Origin of the sequence: Paenibacillus tyrphae, assembly GCF_024158745.1 — a bacterium.
Taxonomy (GTDB): Bacteria; Bacillota; Bacilli; order Paenibacillales; family NBRC-103111; genus Paenibacillus_G; species Paenibacillus_G tyrfis_A.
Genome location: NZ_JAMZAW010000008.1, coordinates 164,906 through 186,233, shown reverse-complemented (window position 1 = coordinate 186,233; position 21,328 = coordinate 164,906). Strand labels below are relative to the sequence as shown.

Annotated in this window: 16 protein-coding genes; 10 read left to right on the top strand and 6 right to left on the bottom strand. The window is 56.3% G+C overall.

Going from position 1 to position 21,328, the window contains the following annotated elements; genetic code table 11:
- Window positions 1-19: 19 nt before the first annotated feature.
- Window positions 20-5,161 carry an AAA family ATPase gene (locus NI000_RS13915; RefSeq protein WP_253411441.1) on the bottom strand — a complete coding sequence of 1,714 codons (5,142 nt, stop codon included), beginning with the start codon at window positions 5,159-5,161 and terminating at the stop codon, window positions 20-22.
- Window positions 5,162-5,387: 226 nt separating this feature from the next.
- Here NI000_RS13915 and NI000_RS13910 point away from each other — a divergent pair, with 226 nt between their 5' ends.
- Together NI000_RS13910 and NI000_RS13905 are read left to right on the top strand one after the other, a co-directional pair.
- A complete protein-coding gene (locus NI000_RS13910) occupies window positions 5,388-6,290 on the top strand; it encodes a TIGR01777 family oxidoreductase (protein ID WP_253411440.1) in 903 nt (300 codons plus the stop codon).
- Between the two features lie 7 nt (window positions 6,291-6,297).
- Window positions 6,298-6,618 (top strand): hypothetical protein, encoded by a 321-nt coding sequence (locus NI000_RS13905; RefSeq protein ID WP_253411438.1) that lies wholly within the window; start codon window positions 6,298-6,300, stop codon window positions 6,616-6,618.
- Between the two features lie 14 nt (window positions 6,619-6,632).
- Here the strand turns inward: NI000_RS13905 and NI000_RS13900 are convergent, their stop codons facing one another.
- Complete coding sequence (locus NI000_RS13900) at window positions 6,633-8,783, bottom strand: DNA topoisomerase III (protein WP_253411436.1); 2,151 nt, start codon at window positions 8,781-8,783, stop codon at window positions 6,633-6,635.
- Between the two features lie 120 nt (window positions 8,784-8,903).
- Here NI000_RS13900 and NI000_RS13895 point away from each other — a divergent pair, with 120 nt between their 5' ends.
- Window positions 8,904-10,463 carry a diguanylate cyclase domain-containing protein gene (locus tag NI000_RS13895; RefSeq protein ID WP_253411434.1) on the top strand — a complete coding sequence of 520 codons (1,560 nt, stop codon included), beginning with the start codon at window positions 8,904-8,906 and terminating at the stop codon, window positions 10,461-10,463.
- A 16-nt stretch (window positions 10,464-10,479) separates the two neighbouring features.
- On the opposite strand, the gene NI000_RS13890 is transcribed toward NI000_RS13895, so the two are convergent.
- Window positions 10,480-11,316, bottom strand: a complete 837-nt coding sequence (locus NI000_RS13890) for an AraC family transcriptional regulator (protein WP_253411433.1) — start codon at window positions 11,314-11,316, stop codon at window positions 10,480-10,482.
- Between the two features lie 135 nt (window positions 11,317-11,451).
- Between NI000_RS13890 and NI000_RS13885 the strand changes: the two genes are divergently transcribed.
- From NI000_RS13885 to NI000_RS13865, 5 genes are all read left to right on the top strand, one after another.
- Complete coding sequence (locus NI000_RS13885; RefSeq protein WP_253411431.1) at window positions 11,452-12,459, top strand: Gfo/Idh/MocA family protein; 1,008 nt, start codon at window positions 11,452-11,454, stop codon at window positions 12,457-12,459.
- A gap of 19 nt (window positions 12,460-12,478) precedes the next feature.
- Window positions 12,479-13,417: an aldo/keto reductase gene (locus NI000_RS13880; RefSeq protein WP_253411429.1), complete on the top strand. Its 939-nt coding sequence runs from the start codon at window positions 12,479-12,481 to the stop codon at window positions 13,415-13,417.
- Between the two features lie 175 nt (window positions 13,418-13,592).
- Window positions 13,593-14,318, top strand: coding sequence for a class I SAM-dependent methyltransferase (locus tag NI000_RS13875; protein WP_253411427.1), 726 nt, complete (start codon window positions 13,593-13,595; stop codon window positions 14,316-14,318).
- A gap of 7 nt (window positions 14,319-14,325) precedes the next feature.
- The gene (locus tag NI000_RS13870; protein ID WP_253411425.1) at window positions 14,326-15,189 is read left to right on the top strand and encodes a carbon-nitrogen hydrolase family protein; all 864 of its coding nucleotides are present in this window, start codon (window positions 14,326-14,328) and stop codon (window positions 15,187-15,189) included.
- Between the two features lie 34 nt (window positions 15,190-15,223).
- A complete protein-coding gene (locus NI000_RS13865) occupies window positions 15,224-15,886 on the top strand; it encodes a GNAT family N-acetyltransferase (RefSeq protein ID WP_253411642.1) in 663 nt (220 codons plus the stop codon).
- Between the two features lie 41 nt (window positions 15,887-15,927).
- On the opposite strand, the gene NI000_RS13860 is transcribed toward NI000_RS13865, so the two are convergent.
- Together NI000_RS13860 and NI000_RS13855 are read right to left on the bottom strand one after the other, a co-directional pair.
- Window positions 15,928-17,808 (bottom strand): alpha/beta fold hydrolase, encoded by a 1,881-nt coding sequence (locus NI000_RS13860; protein ID WP_253411423.1) that lies wholly within the window; start codon window positions 17,806-17,808, stop codon window positions 15,928-15,930.
- Between the two features lie 79 nt (window positions 17,809-17,887).
- On the bottom strand, window positions 17,888-18,484 hold the full coding sequence (locus NI000_RS13855; protein WP_163856234.1) for a TetR/AcrR family transcriptional regulator: 597 nt from the start codon (window positions 18,482-18,484) through the stop codon (window positions 17,888-17,890).
- A gap of 137 nt (window positions 18,485-18,621) precedes the next feature.
- Between NI000_RS13855 and NI000_RS13850 the strand changes: the two genes are divergently transcribed.
- The gene (locus tag NI000_RS13850) at window positions 18,622-19,242 is read left to right on the top strand and encodes a superoxide dismutase family protein (RefSeq protein ID WP_253411422.1); all 621 of its coding nucleotides are present in this window, start codon (window positions 18,622-18,624) and stop codon (window positions 19,240-19,242) included.
- 58 nt (window positions 19,243-19,300) lie between these two features.
- Here the strand turns inward: NI000_RS13850 and NI000_RS13845 are convergent, their stop codons facing one another.
- On the bottom strand, window positions 19,301-19,903 hold the full coding sequence (locus NI000_RS13845; RefSeq protein ID WP_253411420.1) for a DedA family protein: 603 nt from the start codon (window positions 19,901-19,903) through the stop codon (window positions 19,301-19,303).
- 225 nt (window positions 19,904-20,128) lie between these two features.
- Here NI000_RS13845 and NI000_RS13840 point away from each other — a divergent pair, with 225 nt between their 5' ends.
- On the top strand, window positions 20,129-21,217 hold the full coding sequence (locus NI000_RS13840) for a DUF3900 domain-containing protein (RefSeq protein WP_253411418.1): 1,089 nt from the start codon (window positions 20,129-20,131) through the stop codon (window positions 21,215-21,217).
- Window positions 21,218-21,328 lie beyond the last annotated feature (111 nt).

Below are 21,328 nucleotides of genomic sequence, written 5' to 3'. Positions count from 1 at the left end.
CTTTTGTGTGCTCAGGGCGTTAATGCAATCCGGCAACCGTGGCATCCTCACGGAGCGTGCCCGACCCTTTTTTACGCAAGTGCACGGTAAACGTCGTTCCTCTCCCCGGCTCGGAACGGCACTCCACGCATCCTCCGTAATGCTGCAGATAATTTTGCACGATATGCAGACCGAGACCGGAATTCGTGACGTCGGATTTGGTGGAGAAGCCTTTCTCAAATATGTTTGACCGGTCCTCTTCCTTGACATAGGAGCCGGAATTAAATACGGAAACCGTATACCGGTCTTCGGATTCTTCAATTGTCAGGCGGACGGTACGCAGCAAATCGTCGGCCGGAATGGCCTCCACGGCATTTTTCAGCAGATTGTGCATAATGCTGGAGAAATAACAGATCGGCAGCGTCAACTCTTCAAATGTACAGTCAAGCTTCCCGGCCACCTGCAGATCGATTTTTTCCGAGATACAGATAAGCGACAGGTTGCTTAGAACGACGCCGAGCACCGGAAATTCAACCGATCCGATGACCGATTGCTGCACGATCTCTTTGCACCAGACGGAGATATAGTCCTTCGCCATATCGAACTTGTTCATCATCAGCAGAGCATGGACGGTTTGCACATTGTTGATCAGCTCGTGCTGCGCTTTGCGTATATTCAGCATGGTCGCTTCCGCCGACTGCACCCAGCGTTCCTTCTCGTCAAGCTGTAGACGGATGTTTTTCTCCTGCTCCTTCATGAGCTGCAGCTTGTAATCTTTGTATTCCAGATGGTCATACAGCTTGGAATTCTCGATCAACATCGCGATCTCAGCGGCAAGCAGCTTAAGCGTGTCGATACGCGCTTCTTGAAATACATGGCTGGCGAGGCTGTTTTCCAAGTATAGTGCACCGATCAGCTTGCTCTGCTTAAGAATAGGCACGCAAAGCATCGATTTGGGCCGCTGCGCCAAAATGTAAGCGTCCCGGGCGAAGATATCCGAGGCTGCCGCATCGTGCAAAAGCACCGTTTCGCCGGTCCGGGCGGCATACTGGATTACCGTGACGGCCGCGCTGCGGCAATCGTCCAAAGAGGCCGAATGTAGCGACTCGAACGGGGCGCGAAGCGCCTTTTCCGCTTCTACGAACAGCCGGCCATTCCGTTCGAGTACGAGCAGCCCTTTGTCCGCGCCGGCATTTTCCAACACGATCGTCATGACGCTTTCAAGCATGTGCTGGAATACGGCTTCGTTCGAGATCGCTTGAGACGCCTTCATCATGCAGGAGAGGTCGATCGCCGATTCGCCGGCCTGCGCCCTGCTGGGCAGGGACGGATAGCGGTCGTCTAGATCGGCTACCTTCCGGGTGGCGCCCCACTTCGCATATAAGCTTCGGGCTTCCATTAAATAGGAGCGGGCCACCTTGAGTTTGCCGGCCTGCATATAGTACTTTGCGGCATATTCCCCGGCCATCGCTTCGAGCGGTATGAAGCCGTTTTTCGAGGCATGATGAATGGCCTGGTCGTATTTTTCTACAGCCCGCGCCGAGTCATCGGAAATCCGATGCCATTCGGCTTCGACAAGCAATTTCATCGCGAGAAAATTATCCGGCGAGAATGTCGACCACCGCTCCAGAAACCGGATACTTTTGCGGATACGGGCTTTGTAAGCTTTCCGCTCCTTGGCCGGCGCCTTGGCATACAAACCGGCAAGCGCCAAAGCATAATGAAAGTGATGCAGGTGCACGTGTGGCAAACCGAAAACCGACTTGATGCCGGCTTCTGCGGTCTCACAAATCGCCTTGGCTTCGTCCGGGCGGTCCAGCAGTAAATACGTTTGCGCTTGAAGCACGTAATATGTATGGGCGATAGCCTGATTGGTCAAAGCTTTCATTTGCTTGGCTTCGTCCGCGTTCATGAAGGGCTCGCAGCCGTTTGCGTCGACCGGGGCAGGCAGGATATCTTCCTTCAAAAACATCATATAGCGCTGAAGCACGGTATAAATCCAAATCGTATCCCGGTCTTTTGCTTTATGTATGAACGTATGGTATTGGTCCGTTTCCTGCAGCACTTCCGCCAACGGATCGCCTTTAAGCAGCCGCATAAAAAAGCTGAACGCGATCGAATAGCCTGCGTATATGAAATCCCCCGATTCTATACCGTATTGATAAGCCTTGTGCAAATATCGGACACTTGCTTCGATATGCTCCTTTGCGTTGCTCGTAAAGGAGCCGTAAGCAAAATACACTTTGCATTTCATGGACAAATCGTTAAACGAATCGCTGAGCTTCGCTCCAAGCCGGCCATACTCCATGCCGGTTTTCAGTCGTCCGAGCAGCGAGCTTAGAATGATCCCGTACGTCGAGCAGGCGAGAGCCGAGCCTTCCGAATGGCCGTGAACGAGCGAGTAGTTGAACATTTGCAGCATAAGATAAACGTATAATTCCGAATTTAAAAAATAAGCCGGAGGCGTCAAATTTACCATGAGCCGCATGACCGCTTTATGGTTCGGGTCCGTCATGACCGGCAGATCGAGCAACTCGTGGGGATGCCGGGTTCCTACGAGCAGATGTGCCTTCACCAGCGCTCGCCCGATGCTCAGCTTGCCGGGATTCGGCCGGATCGGAAGACCGAGCAGCTTCAATCCTTCCAAGCCGATCTTTAACGCTTCTTCATGCTCACCCATATTGGTGAACAGCACCATCATCAGGTTGCAGGCTTCCGCTTTTTCCAGCTTCGTCCGCGCATGCTTCAGCACCGTTTGAAACGAACGCTTCGCTTCTTCAAACTGACCGCACAAGTATTCCAGCTCGGCTTGATCCAGCTGCAGGGAAAAGGTCAGTTCGTACTGGCGCGCCCAGCAGTCTTCCTCCAGCAATGCAATGCCTTGGGCTGCATAGCGCAGCGCGATGTCATAAGCGGAATTGGTCTTCGCTTTTCGGCATGCCGCCGCATTTAAACGGGCCAATTGATCTTTTTCCTCGGGGAGCGAAATAAGCTCCGAGCCGAGATTGAGCTGATTCGTCATTTCGAACAACCGCTCATCCTGCGCATCCCCTTGATAATGCTTTTGCAGCAGCCTGCCGATATGCAGATGAATCTCTTGTTTTCGCTCCTTCGGGACAAGCGAGTAGACTGCCTGATAGACCCGGTCGTGCATGAATTTGAAGGAGAGCTTTTCCGGCGGGACGTGACGTGCAAAACCGGCCTGCAGCAGAAGTCCATCGGTAACCGCTTCTTGCAGCAGAGGGACGATCGTGTCCGGAGGCCGCTCCAGCACATGGGCCAACGTATCGGTATCAAAATGGTGTCCGACGCAGGCGGCATGCATCAATACTTGCTGCAGAGGCCCGGAAAGACGGCGGATTTTGTTGATCATAAAATCCACTACGTTGTCGGTAATGTGCAGCTCGCCGATTTTGTCGTGGTCCCATTCCCAGTAATCGGCGTCATAGTTAAAGCGCAGCAGCTGATGATCGTACAGCGTCCGGAAAAACTGTTTGGTAAAGAACGGATTGCCTTTCGTTTTATCCATGATCAGCCCCGCCAATTCATTTACCGGTTGCCGGATCGGCTGGAGCGAATCGTTCAGCATGCGTTCGATGTGCTCTTCATGAAGCGGTTCGAGCCGGATTCGCATCCGGTTCGGCATTTGGCTTCGCTCCATCTTGTCCAAAAACGCTTGCAGCGGGGGAGGTTCGCTAAATTCCCGGTCCCGGTAAGCTCCTACGAACAGTCCGTACTGAAGCCCCGAGTCCAACACCAGGTCCTCGATGATCTGGACGGAAGACGGGTCGGCCCATTGCAGATCGTCCAAGAAGATCACCAGAGGCTGCTCTTGGGACATAACGACGGACAGAAATTTTTGCAAGGTTAAAATAAACCGGTTATGCGTTTCGACAGGCGGAAGCTTGGACAGCGGCGGCTGCTTGCCTAAAATCAGCTCAACATCGGGATTCATCTCTACCAGGATCTGTCCGTTAGGTACGACGGCCTCAAGAATTCGCTCCTTCAGCCCTTGGAACCGTTCCTCGGGAAGCGCGAGTAAATGCTGCAGCAGTTGCCGTCCCGCTTGCTGAACCGCATGGTACGGCGTATCGCGCTTGAATTGGTCGAACTTGCCGGTTACAAACAAGCCGCCGCCGCTCTGCACTGATTTTTGAAATTCATGGATCAAATACGACTTGCCGATCCCGGACAAGCCGGAGACGAGCACGATTTCGAGGTTACCGAGCAATGCCCGCCCGTAAGCGTCCTGAAGCTGCAGCAGCTCCGCTTCACGGCCGTAGATCGCATCGGAGACGCGGAACTGGTCCGACATTTCTGCGCCGTCAACGGCGGACTCGTCGATGTAGCCTTCCGTCCGAAGCTGCTTCAAGCAGCTTTCCAAATCCCGCCGCAGCGCAAATGCGCTCTGATACCGGTCGTCAGGATGTTTGGCCAGACACTTCATGACAATACCGGAAACGGGCTGCGGCACCTCATACGACCGCTCGCCGGGTGGGACAGGCTGCTTCGCCATATGCTGATGCACCAGCTCGCCGGCATCCTCGCTGTCGAACGGATAGACTCCGGTGAGCATCCGGTAGAACAAAACGCCGAGCGCATACACATCCGTCCGGGTATCCGTTCGGCGGTTCATACGGCCGGTCTGCTCCGGCGATGCGTAGAGCAGCCGTTCCGCTTCGTAATGAGGCGATTCCGCAGCGGAATCCGGCAGTGCGGATACCGGCGTTACGTTATATAAATCGGTAAGCTTCATCTTTTTTCTATCGGATTCGACAAAAAATGCAGACGCCGAAAGGGCCAGGTGGGCGAATTTCAAGTGGTGCAGCTTTCGGATCAGTTCCGACGCCGCAATGGCCCACTGCAAAAAAAGGCCGAGCTCCATAGGCTGCGGAGTTAACAGGGAAGAAAGAGGGGAACCGTCCGTGTGCTCCATGACAAGCGCGGAAGCGTTGCCGACCGAGATCATCCCGCGAGGAACGAGGATGTCATCCAGTGGAATGGTCTTGCCGATTTTATATTCTTGATGCAGCCAGTCGGGTTGCGAAGGCTGGGAATATTCGTCTTTTACTATTTTAACGAGCCTTGTCTCGCCGGAAGGAAGCTCTTCGCCGCGGTAAAGAATCGTGAAGCCGTTTTCGCCGATCGGCTCAAGCGACTTTTCATTTACGTTCCAAGCCAATGGAATGCCCTCCGATAAAATGCTTTGTTTCATTTCATTGTACTTTTTCACAGGGGTGGAAGCAACCATTAATCCCAATATCCGCCATTAGAAGAAGCCAGCTGGCAGCGTTTGCAGCACCGGAAGCGGAACGGGAAGTAAAGATTTTCGGCGCAGCATGGCTTCGCGAAGCGATTTCCGATATAATGAATGTCAAAAAGATATCAGTGTAAGCGGAGGAACATTCATGAAGGTCGCTATTACAGGGGGGACCGGCTTTGTCGGCAAGCATTTGACCCAGTTGTTTTTACAAAGAAAAGATACGGTAATCCTCATTTCACGGAAAAAGCGACGTTCGGATCATCCGTTGATTCGCCATATGACTTGGGATGAACTGGAAAATAATATCAAACCGTTGGAGGGCGTCGACGCGATCGTCAATCTGGCCGGGGAAACGATCAACCAGCGCTGGACGGAGGAAGCCAAGAAGCGGATTCTGGAATCGCGTCTGGATGCGGTTAACCGCGTCCAAGCCCTGATCGAACAGTTGGAGAAAAAGCCTGTGTTGGTGAATGCGTCCGGCATGTCGATCTACGGCACGTCGGAGACCGAGTCATTCACGGAGGAAAGCGAGCTGCGCGTAGAAGATTTTTTGTCCGGCGTCGTCGACCAATGGGAGATGGCAGCGGAGCATATCCCCGATACGCGCGTCGTTTTGCTGCGGATCGGACTTGTGCTCGGCAACGACGGCGGCGCCTTCCCGAAGATGAGCTTGCCGTTTAAGCTCGGTGTCGGCGGACGGGTCGGCAGCGGACGTCAAATCCTGTCGTGGATTCATATCGAAGACCTGTGCCGGATGATTGAGTTCTGCATCGAGCACGAAGAGATCGAGGGTCCGGTCAATGCGACGGCGCCGATTCCGGTGACGAACGACCAGTTCGGGCGCAGCTTGGCCAAGGCGCTTCGCAGGCCGTACTGGTTTCCGGTTCCGGCATTTGTGCTGAAAGCGTTGTTCGGCGAAATGTCCGAGCTTTTGTTGAAGGGTCAACAAGTATTTCCGAAAGTCGTCACCGACCTCGGATTTCGTTATAAATATTCGGTTATCGAACATGCGCTGGAAAATCTGGTGCGATCCGGCAAGAAAGGGTGAACGCGAGATGATCGAATACGGTAATCCGGACATCCGGGAGCTGCGATTCGCGCGATTTCATTCCCGGGCGGAGGTGCGCAGCGAGCAGTGGATCGATGTGGAAGTAAATCTGGAGTTGGAAGAGGGCAGCGAGGCGCCAGAAGGAATTGTTGAACTAGGAGCGCTCATCGTCTGTACGCGCCGGGGCGATATCGTCGAGATCGTCCCGCAGGACGAAGGAAGAGACTGCGAGTACCAGTTCACGGAGCAGGAAAAAGCGCAGCTGCGAACGTATTATGAACGGGAAGTCCGGCCGACGGTGGAAAAAAATGCGCTAAAAAAAGATTGAAGCCGCAATTGGCTTCAATCTTTTTTGTGCTTCTCCATCGCGGCCTTCAGCGCTTCTTCTAGGCTGGAACCGAGCGAAACGTTATCGCTGTATTGTTTGGCGAGCTGGGTTTGCTGCCGCTTGGCCGCGCGTCCGCCGCCGCCGGATTCGCCGAGCATCTCGATCACGTTGCACGGACGGCACTGCGCGTATTTGCCCGCTTTGCCCGTATGGATCTCCATCCGCTTATGGCACTGCGGACAACGCTTGTTCGAAAGCGCAGGCTCCGCAGCTCGTTTATATGCGCATTCCCGGTCGCTGCACACGAGCAGTTTGCCGCGCTTGCTTTTGATCTCCTGCAGCGGCTTACCGCACTCGGGACAGCGGGAATGGGTCAGGTTGTGCGGCTTGTATTCGGCTTCGCTTGCCTTAACTTCCCGGACAATGGCCTCAGTTTGCTTGCGGATGCTCTCCATGAACTTGCCGGCGTCGCCTTTGCCTTTGGAGATGCGCTCCAGTTCTTGCTCCCATGCGGCTGTCAGCTCCGGCGTGCGAAGCTCGGGCACGACGAGCTCGATCAACTGGGCGCCTTTGCCGGTCGGCTGGAGCGTGTTCATGCGGCGCTCGATCGTATCGGTCTGCAGCAGCTTCTCGATAATATCGGCGCGGGTCGCCGGCGTGCCGAGGTTATGCTTTTCCATGACCGCGAGCAGCGCCGCCTCGGTGTAACGGCCCGGCGGCTTGGTCGTCTGCTTGTGCTGGCTGAGCCTGAACTCCTTCAGTTCCATCCCGGGCTGAAGCGGGGGCAGCGTTTGCCGGGAGGCCGGTTCGTCTTCGGTGGTATCGTCGTCATCGTCCGCTCCGGCTGATACGCCCGCCTCATATAGCGCCTTCCAGCCCGCTTCTTTCACGATGCGCCCTTTGGTGTGGAAATGCTCTCCTCCGACCTCCAGCGTCACCGACGTCTCGTCATAGCGGAACGCCGGAGAGAACAAGGCGATAAATCGGCGCACGATCAGGTCGTACAGCTTGCGCTCCTCGGCCGTCAGATTGTGCAGCTGCGGGCGTTCGTCCGTCGGAATGATCGCATGGTGGTCCGATACTTTGCTGTCGTCGACGACGCGCTTGGAGACCGGAAGCGGCTTCGCAAGCAGCGGCTTGATCCAAGCCGCATAAGGCTGGACGTTCAACGCCTTCAGCCGGTCGGGAAGCGTAGAGACCATGTCCGAGGACAAGTACCGCGAATCGGTGCGCGGATACGTGACGAGCTTGTGCTGCTCATACAGCCGCTGAAGCACGTTTGACGTCTGCTTCGCGGTGAAGCCGTGGCGCTTGTTGGCATCGCGCTGCAGCTCGGTCAAGTCGTAGGCGAGCGGATGGGGCTCGCTCTTCTCGGTGACTTTAAGCTGCGCAACCTTAGCCGAGCGCACCTTATTCAAGCGTTCGAGCAGCGCGTCGGCTGCGGCTTTATCGAACAGGCGTCCGTCCGGATGCGCCTGGCTCCGCCAAACCGCCTGAAACGAGCCGAACTGCGCCCGCAGCATCCAGTAGTCCTTCGCCTGGAACGCTTTGATCTCGAGTTCGCGGTCCATCATCGCCGCCAGCGTCGGCGTCTGCACGCGTCCGGCCGCCAACTGGGCGTTATGCTTACAGGTCAAGGCGCGCGTAATGTTAAGACCGATCAGCCAATCCGCTTCCGCCCGGCAAACGGCGGATCGGTAAAGTGGGTCGTAAGACGGTCCCGGCTTCAGCGAGGCGAAGCCGTCGCGGATCGCCTTGTCCGTTTGCGAGGAAATCCAGAGCCGCTTGAACGGTTTTTTCCAATGAATCATTTCCATAATCCAGCGGGCGACCAGCTCGCCCTCGCGTCCGGCATCGGTTGCAATGATGAGCTGCTCCAGATCACCGCGCTTAGCAAGCTGCGCAATCGCCTTATATTGCGGTGTCGTTTCGCGAATGATTTTCAGCTTCATCCGCGAGGGCAGCAAAGGCAAATCGTCTAAATTCCAGTTTTTGAACTTCGGATCGTATTCTTCGGGCTCGGCCAGCGTGACCAAATGCCCCAATGCCCAAGTCACCACATAACCGGGGCCCTCCATATAATGCTTATGCTTCTGATGGCAGCCCAGGACGCGTGCGATTTCCTTGGCAACGCTCGGCTTTTCCGCCAATACGAGTGATTTCATGTCAGACTCCTTTCCACGGGGTTCGATTATTCTTAACACAATAGTACGATAGTCCTAACACTTTTTTAATACGTGTCTGCTATGATCGACAGCACAGAGAGAAAGAGGGGGGTGCGGCCTATGTTTCAATTATTTATCGCTAATTTGGCATTATTAACTGCATTTATGTTTTTGTCAAGCCGCCTCCTGCGCAACCACGAACGGAAGCCGTTTCTGCCCGTTAAGCTGCGTCTCGTTATCGGAGGGACGCACGGGTTATTCGGCATTTTACTGATGTTCTTCAGTGTCAGGGTCGACGGGACGACCATTCTGGATTTCCGGCAGATCGCCATTATCGCGGCAGCGCATTTCGGAGGGATCTACGCTTCGACGGTGACGGGCTTGATCATCGCCGCCGGCCGGATCGGGATGTTCGGCGTGAATTCGTCTTCCCTGACGGCAGCCACGACCGCCGTGCTTCTCGGTTTGATCAGCGGTATCCTTGCGAAGCATGTTACGGATTATTGGAAAAAATGGCTGCTTTCCATCGCGGCGGGCATTGGAGTCATCACCACGAGCTTATTCTTCCTGCTCGGATGGCAGAGCTGGAAGGTGAATCTTTACTTTATCGCCATTATTTTGTCCGGCGGTCTGTTTGTCGCATACCTGATCCGCTATTTGACCGACGCCAACCGTCTCGTCTATCAATTGGAGGAAAGCGAAGCCAAGTATCGGAGGTCGTTTACGCTGCAGGAGGCGATTTTTCGCTCGGCGACGGGCGTTGCGATTATTTTCACGGACCCGGCCGGTATCGCTAAAGTGTTCAATCCGGGGGCGGAACGGATGTTCGGGATTCGCGCCGAGGAAGCCATTGGACGGCGGGTTCCAGGCACAATCGTGGACCCTGCGGAATTTGCACTAAGAAAACAGGAGCTTCAGCGTCAGTTAGGACGACCGGTAGAAGATCTGGAGGTGTTCGTGACAGGCTTGTCCGAAGGGAAAGGCCACGAGCAGGAATGGACCTTTGTCCGGCACGACGGAGAGCGGTTTCATGTACATTTGATGCTCAGCGAAGTGAGGGAGCGGGGGGACCGCTTGCTTGGCTATTTGGCGATTATTGTCGACAGGACGGAGTCGAAGCGGGCTGAAGAGACCATGATGCAGGCCAACCGCATGCTGGAGCAGCTGTCGCGCCGCGACGGGCTGACGGGAGTGGCCAACCGCCGGGCGTTCGACGAATTTCTTGATGAAGCCTGGGCCAAAGCGGCGATGTATTCGCAGTCGCTATCCGTCATTATGCTCGACATCGATTGCTTTAAAGCGTACAACGATACGTACGGTCATCAAGGCGGAGACGCTTGTCTGAAACAGGTAGCAGGCGCTCTGCAGCGAGTCGTCGGCTGTATGGACGGTCTCGCCGCACGCTATGGCGGGGAGGAGTTTGTGGTTATTCTGACGTCATGCGGAAGGCTGCAAGCCGCCAGCGTGGCAGAGAGCATTCGCCGGGAAGTGGAAGCGCTTCGTATCCGGCACATCGGATCGTCGGTATCCGAGTACGTCACCGTCAGCGTCGGCGCCGCTTCGTCCATTCCGTATGCGGGGCTCTCGCCGCTCGAGTTGGTCGGCATGGCGGACAAGGCGCTGTACCGGGCCAAGCAGGAGGGACGTAACCGGAGCGAAAGCTATCAGCCGGGCAACTGACCGGAGAGCGTCGGGGCTAGCGCCGCAAATAGAGCTGCCGGTATTCCGTCGGCGTCATGCCTTCCTGCTCCAGAAATCGCTTGTTGTAGTAGCTGACGCTCGGATAGCCGGCGCGCTCGGCAATTTCTTTCACCGTTAGCTGCGGCTGCTCCAGCAGCCACTGCTTGCTGTTCTGCAGACGGCACAGCGTAATAAAGGTCATAGGCGTCAGATGAGTCGCTTTCTTGAACAGGCGGCAAAAATAATAGCTGCTGACGCCGGCCCGGTCTGCCCAATACTGCAAATCGAACGGCAGGCAGGCATCGCGCTGCATTTCGGGCAAGAGCTCCGAGATCCGGTTGTCGGCCTCGGGGCTTCGGGCTTCGGACCAAGGAACTGCTTGCGTGACGAAATCCGCCAGGATCGCGTAAGTCAGCGTCGAGATGCGGGTCAACTGCCAAAACCCGTTCCTCTCCAACTCCTCCAGCAAATCCGCCAAAGCCTGTTCGAGCGGCTTCCACTGCGGTATTTTCCACAAGGGCTTCGGCCCGATGCCCCGTTCCAGCAAAAACTCCTTCAGCGTTTTTCCATAAAAATGCACCCAACGCACTTCCCAAGGATCGTCCTTGCTGCTGTAGTACCTTTGTGATTGCAAAGGGAAGTAGAGAAAGGCGTCTCCCCGGTGCAGCGTATGCCGCTGTCCGTCGGTTTCCAGATAGCCTTTGCCGTCCACGATCAGATGGATGCTGAAATTGTTGAGCGCCCCCGCTTTGCGCATCACCTCATGCTCAGGATCCTTGTACCAGCCGACCGATTCGGGCAGCAGCAAATATTCGTGCTCGGTCAGCGTCGGCATAAAGCTTTGGCGCCGCATGTTTACCTCTCCTTTTGGATGACAATATTGTTTTATTCGAATGCAAAAAGATGTTATTTTCATTTTATTCCAGGTTAAATATAATGACAATATCTTGGTATATCCATTTATACAAGCTGAAGGAGCGATGAGGAAATGAGGGAAAGCAAGGTTCGTTGGGGAGTCATCGGCTGCGCCGGTATCGCCGTACGCTCGGTCATTCCGGGGATTCAACAATCGGTTACCGGTACCGTGGCGGCCATTGCCAGCCGAGGTCCGGACAAAGCGAAGGAAACGGCGGAGCAGTTGAATATCCCAAAGGCGTATGGAAGCTACGAAGAGCTGCTTGCCGATCCCGAGATTGATGCCGTTTACATTCCGCTGCCGAACCATCTGCACAAGGAATGGACGATCCGCGCCGCGGAGGCGGGGAAGCACGTGCTGTGCGAGAAGCCGGCCGCAATCGATGCGGGGGAAACCGAGGAGATGGCGGAAGCTTGCCGCCGGGCGGGCGTGACGTTCGCGGAAGCGTTCATGTACCGCTATCATCCGCGCTATGCAGCCATAAAAGCGGTGATCCGGAGCGGGGAAATCGGCGAGATCCGCGCCATCCACGGCGCCTTCACCTTCAACAATGCGAAGGATGCGGACAACGTGCGCTACAAGCAATGGATGGGCGGCGGGTCGATCTACGATGTCGGCGTGTATCCGATCAGCGCGGCGCGGTTCATTCTGGAGCAGGAGCCGGAAGCGGCGACGGTGCATGCTTTCTTCTCGCCGGAGCACGATCACGTCGATATGATGGCCTCGGGACTGCTCGAATTTGCCAGCGGCGTTGCGCTTACCTTCGATTGCGGAATGTGGGCGGCCGGACGCAATACGCTGGAGATCGTCGGAACAAAGGGACGGATCGAGGTGCCGTCTGCGTACGTTGTCCATGAAAATGCTCAGGATCATTTTTATGTCGTTGCCGGAGGGGAAAAGCGCGAAGTGGAGGTTCCTTACGTGAACCAATATACGCTTCAAGCCGACGCGTTCGGCCGGAACGTCCTGCATGGCGAGCCGATGCCGTTCGGACCGTCGGACGCGGTGAACAACATGCGTGTCGTCGATGCTTGCCTGACATCGGCCCGGGAGCGTCGCCGCGTGCAGTTGAACTTATAAGCTTGGGGAGGAACGAGACGTGAGAACGATTCACATTGAAGGCTTGGAAAAACCGGTATCGTGCCTGATTCAAGGGTCGGATTATTTCAGCATGGACATCTACGACAAGGTCTGCGGCGTGCTCGACGCGTTCTTCGGGATCGGAGGCAATTCGATCGATACCGCTCACGTCTACGGCGGCGGGAACAGCGAGCGTACGATCGGGCAATGGATGAAGGACCGGGGCAATCGGTCCGATGTCGTACTCCTGACCAAAGGGGCCCATCACGACAGCAGCGGCCCGCGAGTGACGCCCGAAGCGATCGCCAGCGATTTGAACGAAAGCCTGGAGCGGCTCGGCACCGATTATGTGGATTTGTATGCGCTGCACCGGGACGATCCGTCCGTACCGGTCGGCCCGATCATCGAAGCGCTTAACGGGCATATCGCGGCAGGCCGCATTAAGGCGATCGGCGCCTCCAACTGGTCCGTGCAGCGGCTGCAAGAGGCAAACGACTATGCGGCGGCGCACGGATTCACCGGATTCTCGTTCAGCAGTCCGAACTTAAGCTTGGCCAAAGCGAAGGAGCCGTTCTGGGCCGGCTGCGTGTCGGCTTATGCCGACGAATGCGCATGGCACGAGCGGAATCACTTCCCGCTGTTGTCTTGGTCGTCACAGGCCAGGGGCTTTTTCACCGGACGCTATACGCCTGAGGTGACGGATAACGCCGACCTGGTGCGCGTGTTCTACAGCGACGACAACTGGGCTCGGCTGCGCCGGGCCGAGGAGTTGGGTAAGCAAAAAGGAGCCAGCCCGATTCAGATCGCGCTTGCTTATGTGCTGAACCAGCCGTTCCCCGCCTGCGCATTGATCGGGGCACAGACGCCGGAGGAGCTGGAGTCGTGCAGGCAAGGAGCGGACATCCGCTTAACGCGGGAGGAGCTGAACTGGCTGGAGCACGGGGAAGGGGATATTTAGGCTGCGTCCGGGTCGGAAATAGAAAGCGCTATTTTGTCTGCATCAGCTTGCAACGGGAGTGTCCGCTGCAGGCTGTTTTTTTGTTTCTGGATGCACTTGTTGACACGAAAAACGAGTTAAAGACGCTGGGTCCGGGATTGTGATATAATGATCGGACAAACGCCACCATTTGGAAGTGAGTGAAGCGCAAAGCATGAACGTGCGGGAGCAGTTCGGAAATATCGATATTTATTTGTTTGACCAGCTGCTGAAAGGGAGGATCGCTCCCGGGATGCGGTTGCTCGATGCAGGCTGCGGGAATGGGAGGAATCTCGTCCATTTTCTGCGAGAAGGCTATGACCTATGGGCCGTGGACCGGTCGGCTGAAGCGGTGGAAGCGGTCCGCGCTTTGGCTCGCGAGCTTGCGCCGCACGGAGAGCGTATTCCTCCGGAGGAGCGTTTCCGTATGGAATCGGTGGAGAAAATGAGCTTCGCCAACGATACGTTTGACGTCGTCATCTCTTGTGCGGTGCTGCATTTTGCCGAAAGCGAAACTCATTTTCAGCAGATGGTATCGGAGCTTTGGCGGGTGCTGAAGCCGGGGGGCCTGTTGTTCGCGCGTCTCGCTTCGGGCGAAGGCATGGAGGACCGCATCCGTCCGCTTGGGGGCGGCCGGTATGTGCTGCCGGACGGCAGCGAGCGGTTTCTGGCCGACTCCGGGCTGCTGGAGCGAACGGCGGAGAAGCATCATGCTCTGCAGGTGGAGCCGCTGAAGACGGTGAACGTGGAGAACCTGCGGTGCATGACGACCTGGTGCTTGAAAAAGCCGCATATTTTATTTTTCGATCCGATCGAAGAACGGTCGGAAGAACGATTGCCGGAGGGGATCGGCGAAATGGACGAAACAGAAACGGGAGGATGACATTTAGATGAAGCTGAGAGTTTCGGCGGTACAACACCATTTGCATACGATTTGCAGCTTTGAGCAATTTGCCGCGCAGGTGACCAGTTACGTCAGGACGGCGGAGGAATTTGAGTCCGACTTCGTGCTGTTCCCGGAGCTGTTCACGACCCAGCTCATGTCCATAGGCCGGGGGGACGGGAGCGGCGAAGCGCTCAAGATCGGGGAGCTGCCGCAATATACGGTGCAATATAAGGAGCTGTTCAAAAGACTGGCCTGCGAAACGGGCATGCACCTGATCGGAGGAACACACATTATTGAAGAAAACGGCCGGTTGTACAATACGGCGTTTTTGTTCTATCCGGACGGCCGGGTTGCCGAACAGCGCAAGCTGCACATTACCCCGTGGGAAGTAAAAGGATGGAATATGGCGGCGGGCGATTCGTTGCAGGTGTTCGACACGGATAAAGGACGGATCGCGATCCTCGTGTGCTATGATATGGAGTTTCCGGAGATCGTCCGGATGGCCCGGGCGCGCGGGGCAGACGTTATTTTCTGCCCGTCGTGCACGGATGACCGGCACGCTTTCCACCGGGTACGCTATACTTGTCATGCCCGGACGATCGAGAATCAAATTTATGTGGTGGCGACCGGTACGGTCGGATCGCTGCCGACGGTCGATTTTATGCGGGGCAATTTCGGGCAGGCTGCGATCATTACGCCGAACGATGTGCCGTTCCCGCCGGGCGGCTTGATGACGGCCGGGGAGATCAACGACGATATGATCATTACCGGGGATTTGGACCTTGCGCTGCTGTACGAGGTGCGGGAAAAGGGCTCCGTTACGACCTGGAGAGACCGGCGCACCGATCTGTATCCGGATTGGAAGTAAGGGAGGAACGGCTGTGGGCTCGTACCGGAAAGACATGTACGTATTCGACGGAGACCGTCCCGTTAAGGCGACGATCCGCTCTTACACCGAACGGGACTTCGCCGGCTTGATTCGGATTCAGCAGGAAAGCTTTCCGCCGCCATTTCCTTCGGAGCTATGGTGGAACGAGGAGCAGCTTACGAATCACGTCGAACGGTTTCCCGAAGGCGCGCTCTGTGTGGAGATCGGCGGCGAACTGGTCGCATCGGTGACGGGTCTGCGGGTCGATTTCGATCCCGCGCATGCCGATCATACGTGGGAGGAGATTACCGACAGAGGGTATATCCGTAACCATAACCCGTCCGGTAACACGCTTTATATCGTCGATATATGCGCGCGCCCGGCTTACCGGAAGCTCGGCCTTGGCAAATGGCTGATGCTCTCCATGTACGAGGTGGTCGTTGAACTGAAGCTGGAGCGGCTGCTCGGCGGCGGCCGGCTGCCCGGGTATCACCGGGTAGCCGACGAAATGACTGCCGAAGAGTACGTGCGCAGTGTATTGGAAGGGGAACGGAAAGATCCGGTGATGACGTTCCTTCTGCGGTGCGGACGAACGCCGGTGAAATTGGTTTCCAATTATTTGGAAGATGAAGAATCTCTGAATTACGCGATGCTGATGGAATGGCGCAATCCGTTTCTCGCCACGAAGCGGGGATAGGCGTACGGACGGGATACACGCTTCGCAACCGTCTGTCCCGTTTAGACTTGCTCCGCCAGTATTTTCGCGGTAACCGCCGGATGCGAGACCGGAAACTGATGGCCGTACGAAACAAGCCGAGTCCCCACTTGATTCCGATATGCTTCGGGTAAAGCATAGGTGCGATCCTTCGTGCCCCAGACGACCGTCGTATCGAGTGAGGCCGGAAGAACAGGCATCGCCGGCTTTGCAGGCAGCTTCCGGTAAAGCGAATGCAGCATATCCGCGTTCGCCGCGGCGATGCGCGGGGAAGTCAAGCTGCGGACGATGGTCTCGACGTAACCGTCTGGGATTTCCTCCTCCGCCGAAAAAACGCCTTCCCGCAGCATCGTGTTTCGCATCGCCCGGACCGACATGAGGCGAAGGGCGGCGGAAGCCGTGCGGCGGGTGCCGCTGAGCGCGCGGCGCAATGCTCCAGCTTCGGGGCGGTGCAGAACGGGCTGAAGCAGCGCTAGCGTGCTGAGCTTCCCTCCCGCGGGCCCGTTGGCCGTTTCGAGGGCGATTCGCGCGCCGAAGGAGTGCCCGACCAAGCGGACCGGAACGGGGGAGTCCGCAATCGCTTCGCTTACCGCTTTCGCGTAGCTTTCCAGACTGTGGCGGCCCTCCCGCAGCAAGGGCGAACGGCCGAAGCCCGGCAAGTCGAGCAGCCACACCGGGTTTCCAGTGCTGGCATGAAGATGCTCGGCGAGCGGTACGAAGTCGTCGGCGCCGCTCAGCAGCCCGTGCACGATAACCCAAGGCTCACCGAGACCTTCCCGCACAAGCGCGGCAAGGTCTCCTTTGCGTTCGCGGGACCAATGCGCAGGCTCCGACGCGCCCGGATGTGTAAGCCGGTAATCCAGATCGGCCACGACCATTGGCAGCAGCTCCGTAACCGCCAGCGGCTTCGCTCCCATCCGTCCGATAAGCTTCTCCGTCGCTTTCGTATCGAACGACCGCTCCGTGATAAATGCTATCGATTCGGCGGGAATGCCGGTCAGACGGCCGAGTCCGGTCTTCATGACACCGCGGAGAAGCGAAACCGGCAGCGCTCCCCGGGGAGCGGGGACGGCAAGCTCCCGGGCGATGAGATCGAGCAACTCCTTCATATTCGGGTCGGCTTCCTTGCGCCCCAGCAAGTTGTAGGTGCCGCCTTCAGGCTTGGCTTCGCGGGCCAGGTGGACGATTATGCCGGCCAGAGCGTCGTTGGCCACGAGCGGGACCCAGTGGGAAGCGCCGCCCGGTACGACCGGCATCAGCCCTTTTCTAACCGCATGAACGAGGATGCCGAGTCCGCCGGTTTGCTCCGTTGCGCCTGTAGGGCTCGCCCCGACGACGGTGCTCGGGTTGACGACCGACAGCGGATAACCGTGCCTCAGCGCCTGCTGCCGAATGAGCAAATCGGCCAAAAATTTCATCCGTTCGTAAGGGCCTTCGCCTTTCATAAAATCATCCATTCGGAACACGTCCGCTTCCGGATCGACGTTCCCGTCGTGAATCGGGCTCATGTAACCGACGACATGGATGAAATGGCGAAGCCCGCGCGCTTTATGAATCCGCTCCGCCAGCTCCGCAAGATGCTGTGAGCCTTCGAGAAACGTCCGCTGCGCCTTGGCGTTATCGAGCGTAATGCTCATCGGGCCTCCCGCATGGATGATGACATCGGCTTGCAGCGCCCGATTGTAGTCGGCGGGATTCATTCCGAGGTTCGGCTCGGATAAATCGCCTTTCAAGAACTGAACCCGCTCCGCGGCATCGCCGCCGAATCCTTGCTTGCTCAAAGCGGCCGCCGCTTTTTCCGGAGAACGGACCAACAGCAGCAGCCGCTCCTCACCCTGAGCCAACTGCTTCAACACTTGTTTCCCAATAAATCCGGTGCTTCCCGTAATCAATAATTCCGACATCGCTGCTCCTCCTTATGATCATATGATTAGTACTGATTAGTTCTAATCGAAGTTAAAAAAAGATGCTTCCGCTAGCGAGCTAGTGAAGCATTTGGCAAAAGCTGCGTACCGTCGTTTCCATGACCGACAAATCTTTTGTCGTCTCAGCCAGTACGAGCGAGCCTTCCAGACAAGCGATAAACAGTGAGGCGACCTGCTCGGGATCGAGCTGCTTGCGAAATTCCCCTTTGGCGGCGCCTTGACGAAACAGCTTGACAAGCATAGGCTGCAGCTCGGTAAAAAACAGCGCGATCCGCTCTCTCACCGGCACCGCGTTTTCCGGACATTGCAGATAGAGCGACACGAACGGACAGCCGCCATGACCGTTCCGCCGGGCAATTCCTTCGGTTAAACCGTCCAAGAACGTCATGATCCGTTCTTCCACGGACAGCTCGTTCCGGCTGAGCAGGGCGAATAAAGAACGCTCGTAGGAATCGGCCCAATAATTGACGACGGCGAGAAGTAATTCCTCCTTGCTTTTGAAATGGTAGTAAATATTCGATTTGGATACTTGGCTCTCCCGCATGACGTCGTCCATGCTCGTATACGAATAGCCGCGAATAAGAAACAGACCGGCGGCCGTTTCAATCACATGCTGGCGGTTGGACGGCGGGGAAGTGGTTTTGTTCTTATTCATGGTTAGAACTATACAGTACTATTCGATTGGAGTCAAGCGCTCTTCTTGTACAGGTCTTGGACCATACGTTTATGGCCGCCGGATTTGGTAAACAATGGTCTAATGTAGCTTGCGGAACGTTAAGGAGGGAGCAATCTTTGGGAACGCGTTGGAAAACTGCGGCGATTTCTGCTGTGTCGCTGCTAGTGCTGAGCGGCTGTCAGCACGACCTGCGGGCTTGGTTCGGACAAACGGAGAAACCGCAGCACCGACATGAGCCTAAGCAGACGGAAGACAGCGCTGCCGTGATGGCGAATGAAGCGAAAGAAGCCGTTCAGGTGGACATTCTGGGCAAGCAGGGAACGGCGATCGGAAAGGCCAAGCTGACACCGGCCGGCCCGGGAGGCGGCGTGCGGATCGAGCTGGAAGCGGCTTCGTTGCCGCCGGGGCCGCACGGCTTTCACGTGCATGAGACCGGCAAATGCGATGCGCCGGGCTTTGCTTCGGCCGGGGCACACTTCAATCCCGAGGCCCGAAAGCACGGCCTGAACAATCCGGAAGGGGCTCATATCGGCGACCTTCCGAATCTTGAAGCGGATCAGCAAGGCAAGGTCAAGGTAGACTTTGTCGCCAAGCAGCTGACGCTGGGGGCAGGGAAGCCGAATTCGCTGCGGAAGCCTGGCGGCACGGCGTTCATCATTCACGAGAAGGCGGATGATTTTAGGACGGACCCTGCCGGCAATGCGGGCGGTCGCATCGCCTGCGGCGTAATTCGGTAAATAAACGCCGAATCGGCGGTTAAGAAGCGTACCGTCGATTCGTTTTTTTATTCTTGATTTATCGGGCGCGCTTAGACCACCGAAACAAGAGAAAGCCTGCCGCGACGCAGCCCAAGCCGATAAAGAACACCTTCAAATTTCGTTCGATCAGCATAAACATATGCTCCCACTGCTCTCCGAAGACATACCCTACCGCAAAAAACGAAGCGACCCACAGCGTTGTACCGGCATACGCATAGATGACAACCTTGCGATAAGGAACTCGGATGATGCCGATAAAATACCCGAGGAACTGCCGGATTCCGGGAATGAAAAAGGCGATTAGCAGCAGCTTCTCCCCGTACTTGTCGTAATACCGGCGCGTTTTCTCCACATGGGCAGGCTTTAGGGACAGCCATTTGCCATACCGCTCGATCAGCGGCATGCCCACCTTGTGCCCAATCCAATAAGTCACGGTCACGCCGATGAACGCCCCGGTCAGCGCCGCAGCAAAGGCAGGGAGCCACGAGAGTACGCCTTTAAACGACAAATAACCGGTATAGGCCAAAGTGCTGTTTCCCGGAGGGATCGGCAGCGCAATAAAATCCAAAGGCAGACCGATCAATAATACAAAATATCCGTACTGCTCAAACAACTGCTGGACGACTTGCAACAGGTTCATCTCTACCTCTCCTCATCACTCCATTCCTTTTATCATAGTAGATCTTGCGAGTAAATAAAACCCGAAGGATTTCTGAACGAAGTCCTAAATAAATCTGAAGGTTATCTTAAGCTTTGGGCGGGCGGATTCGAACTTTTTGCCTCTATCACCGGGGGCGGCCTTGTAGTATACTAAAATTCGGCCTTTTTACGGCTTGATTCAGATACGACAGAAGGGACGCTCAAGATGAGATTTGACGTGGACTATATTTCGTTTTTTGTCATTCAAGTGGACGGGGAGGACGGAACGCCGGGCAAGCGCAGCAAGCACTACGTCACTATGGACGGTGACGATTACGCGTCGTGCGAGCTCAGCGGATTTCTGGACGGCGAGTTCGCCAAGACGGCGAAGCGCAAGGCCGAGCGTCATGCCAAAGCCGATCAGGTGCCAACCAAAATCGGCCGTTTCGCGGTCGAGCCCGGATACGACCTGGACAGCAACCCGAATTACAACTTGTTCGCCAGATTGCGCGCCGCCGAGACGCTGGAGCATTTCAAAGGCCATGCGGACGAGCTCGTCACAACTTACATGGATGCCAGCGCGATTCGCGGCGGAGCCATGTTTATCGTGCGCGCAAGGCTCAGCCAATATTCCGACGAGCCGTTCTTGTTCGTGTTCAAATGCGACTTCGAGCAAAAGATCGCGCGCATTACGGACGAGCGGAGCCTGCTCAATAAAGTCGAGATGGCGATCAACGCCAAAAATATGAAGTCGATCATGTACCCTTATATGCCGGAGCCGGGAATGACGGAGCTATGGGAGCTGAAAATCCACCAGTCGTCGCATGCGCGGTACTTCGAGGATTTTTTGAAATACGTCGAATATGAAAAATCCGTCCCCGAGATGATGAACGAGCAGGTGTTTGGCTTCGTGCAGCAGTATGTCGAGGAGGTATTCGAAGACCAGCCGGAGGTCAAGGAGCGGGAGCTTGAGGCGATGGAGCTGTGGGCGTGCAGCGAACAGCGCGAGCTGCAGGAGAAATGGGATCAGGTGCAGGTCATGGAAGCGACGTCTGTCATGGTCGAGCAAAAACCGGACCTCGAAATGAAGCTCAAGCTCGGCCACATGTCCGTCCGCGCCTTGCTGGCCGATTTCGGCGACCGGCTGCATATCGCCAAGCTTGGTGACCGGTACGTCGTCGTGCTGGAAGGCGATTTGCAGTTCGACCGCGGGATTTCGCCGGTGGAGCTGCTGGCCCCCGAGCCGCTGGAATCGCTGATGGAACGGCTCAAGCGGAAAGCGGCGGAGGAAGAGCGCGAAGGAATTTATGCGTAAACGAAAGGGCTGTGCTCAGGCCGTTTCGTGGCAAACTAAGCTTGAGGCAGGAAGAAAGAGGGAAGCTTGAACTACGGCTGACGCGGTTACGAACCGACGTCAGCTTTTTTA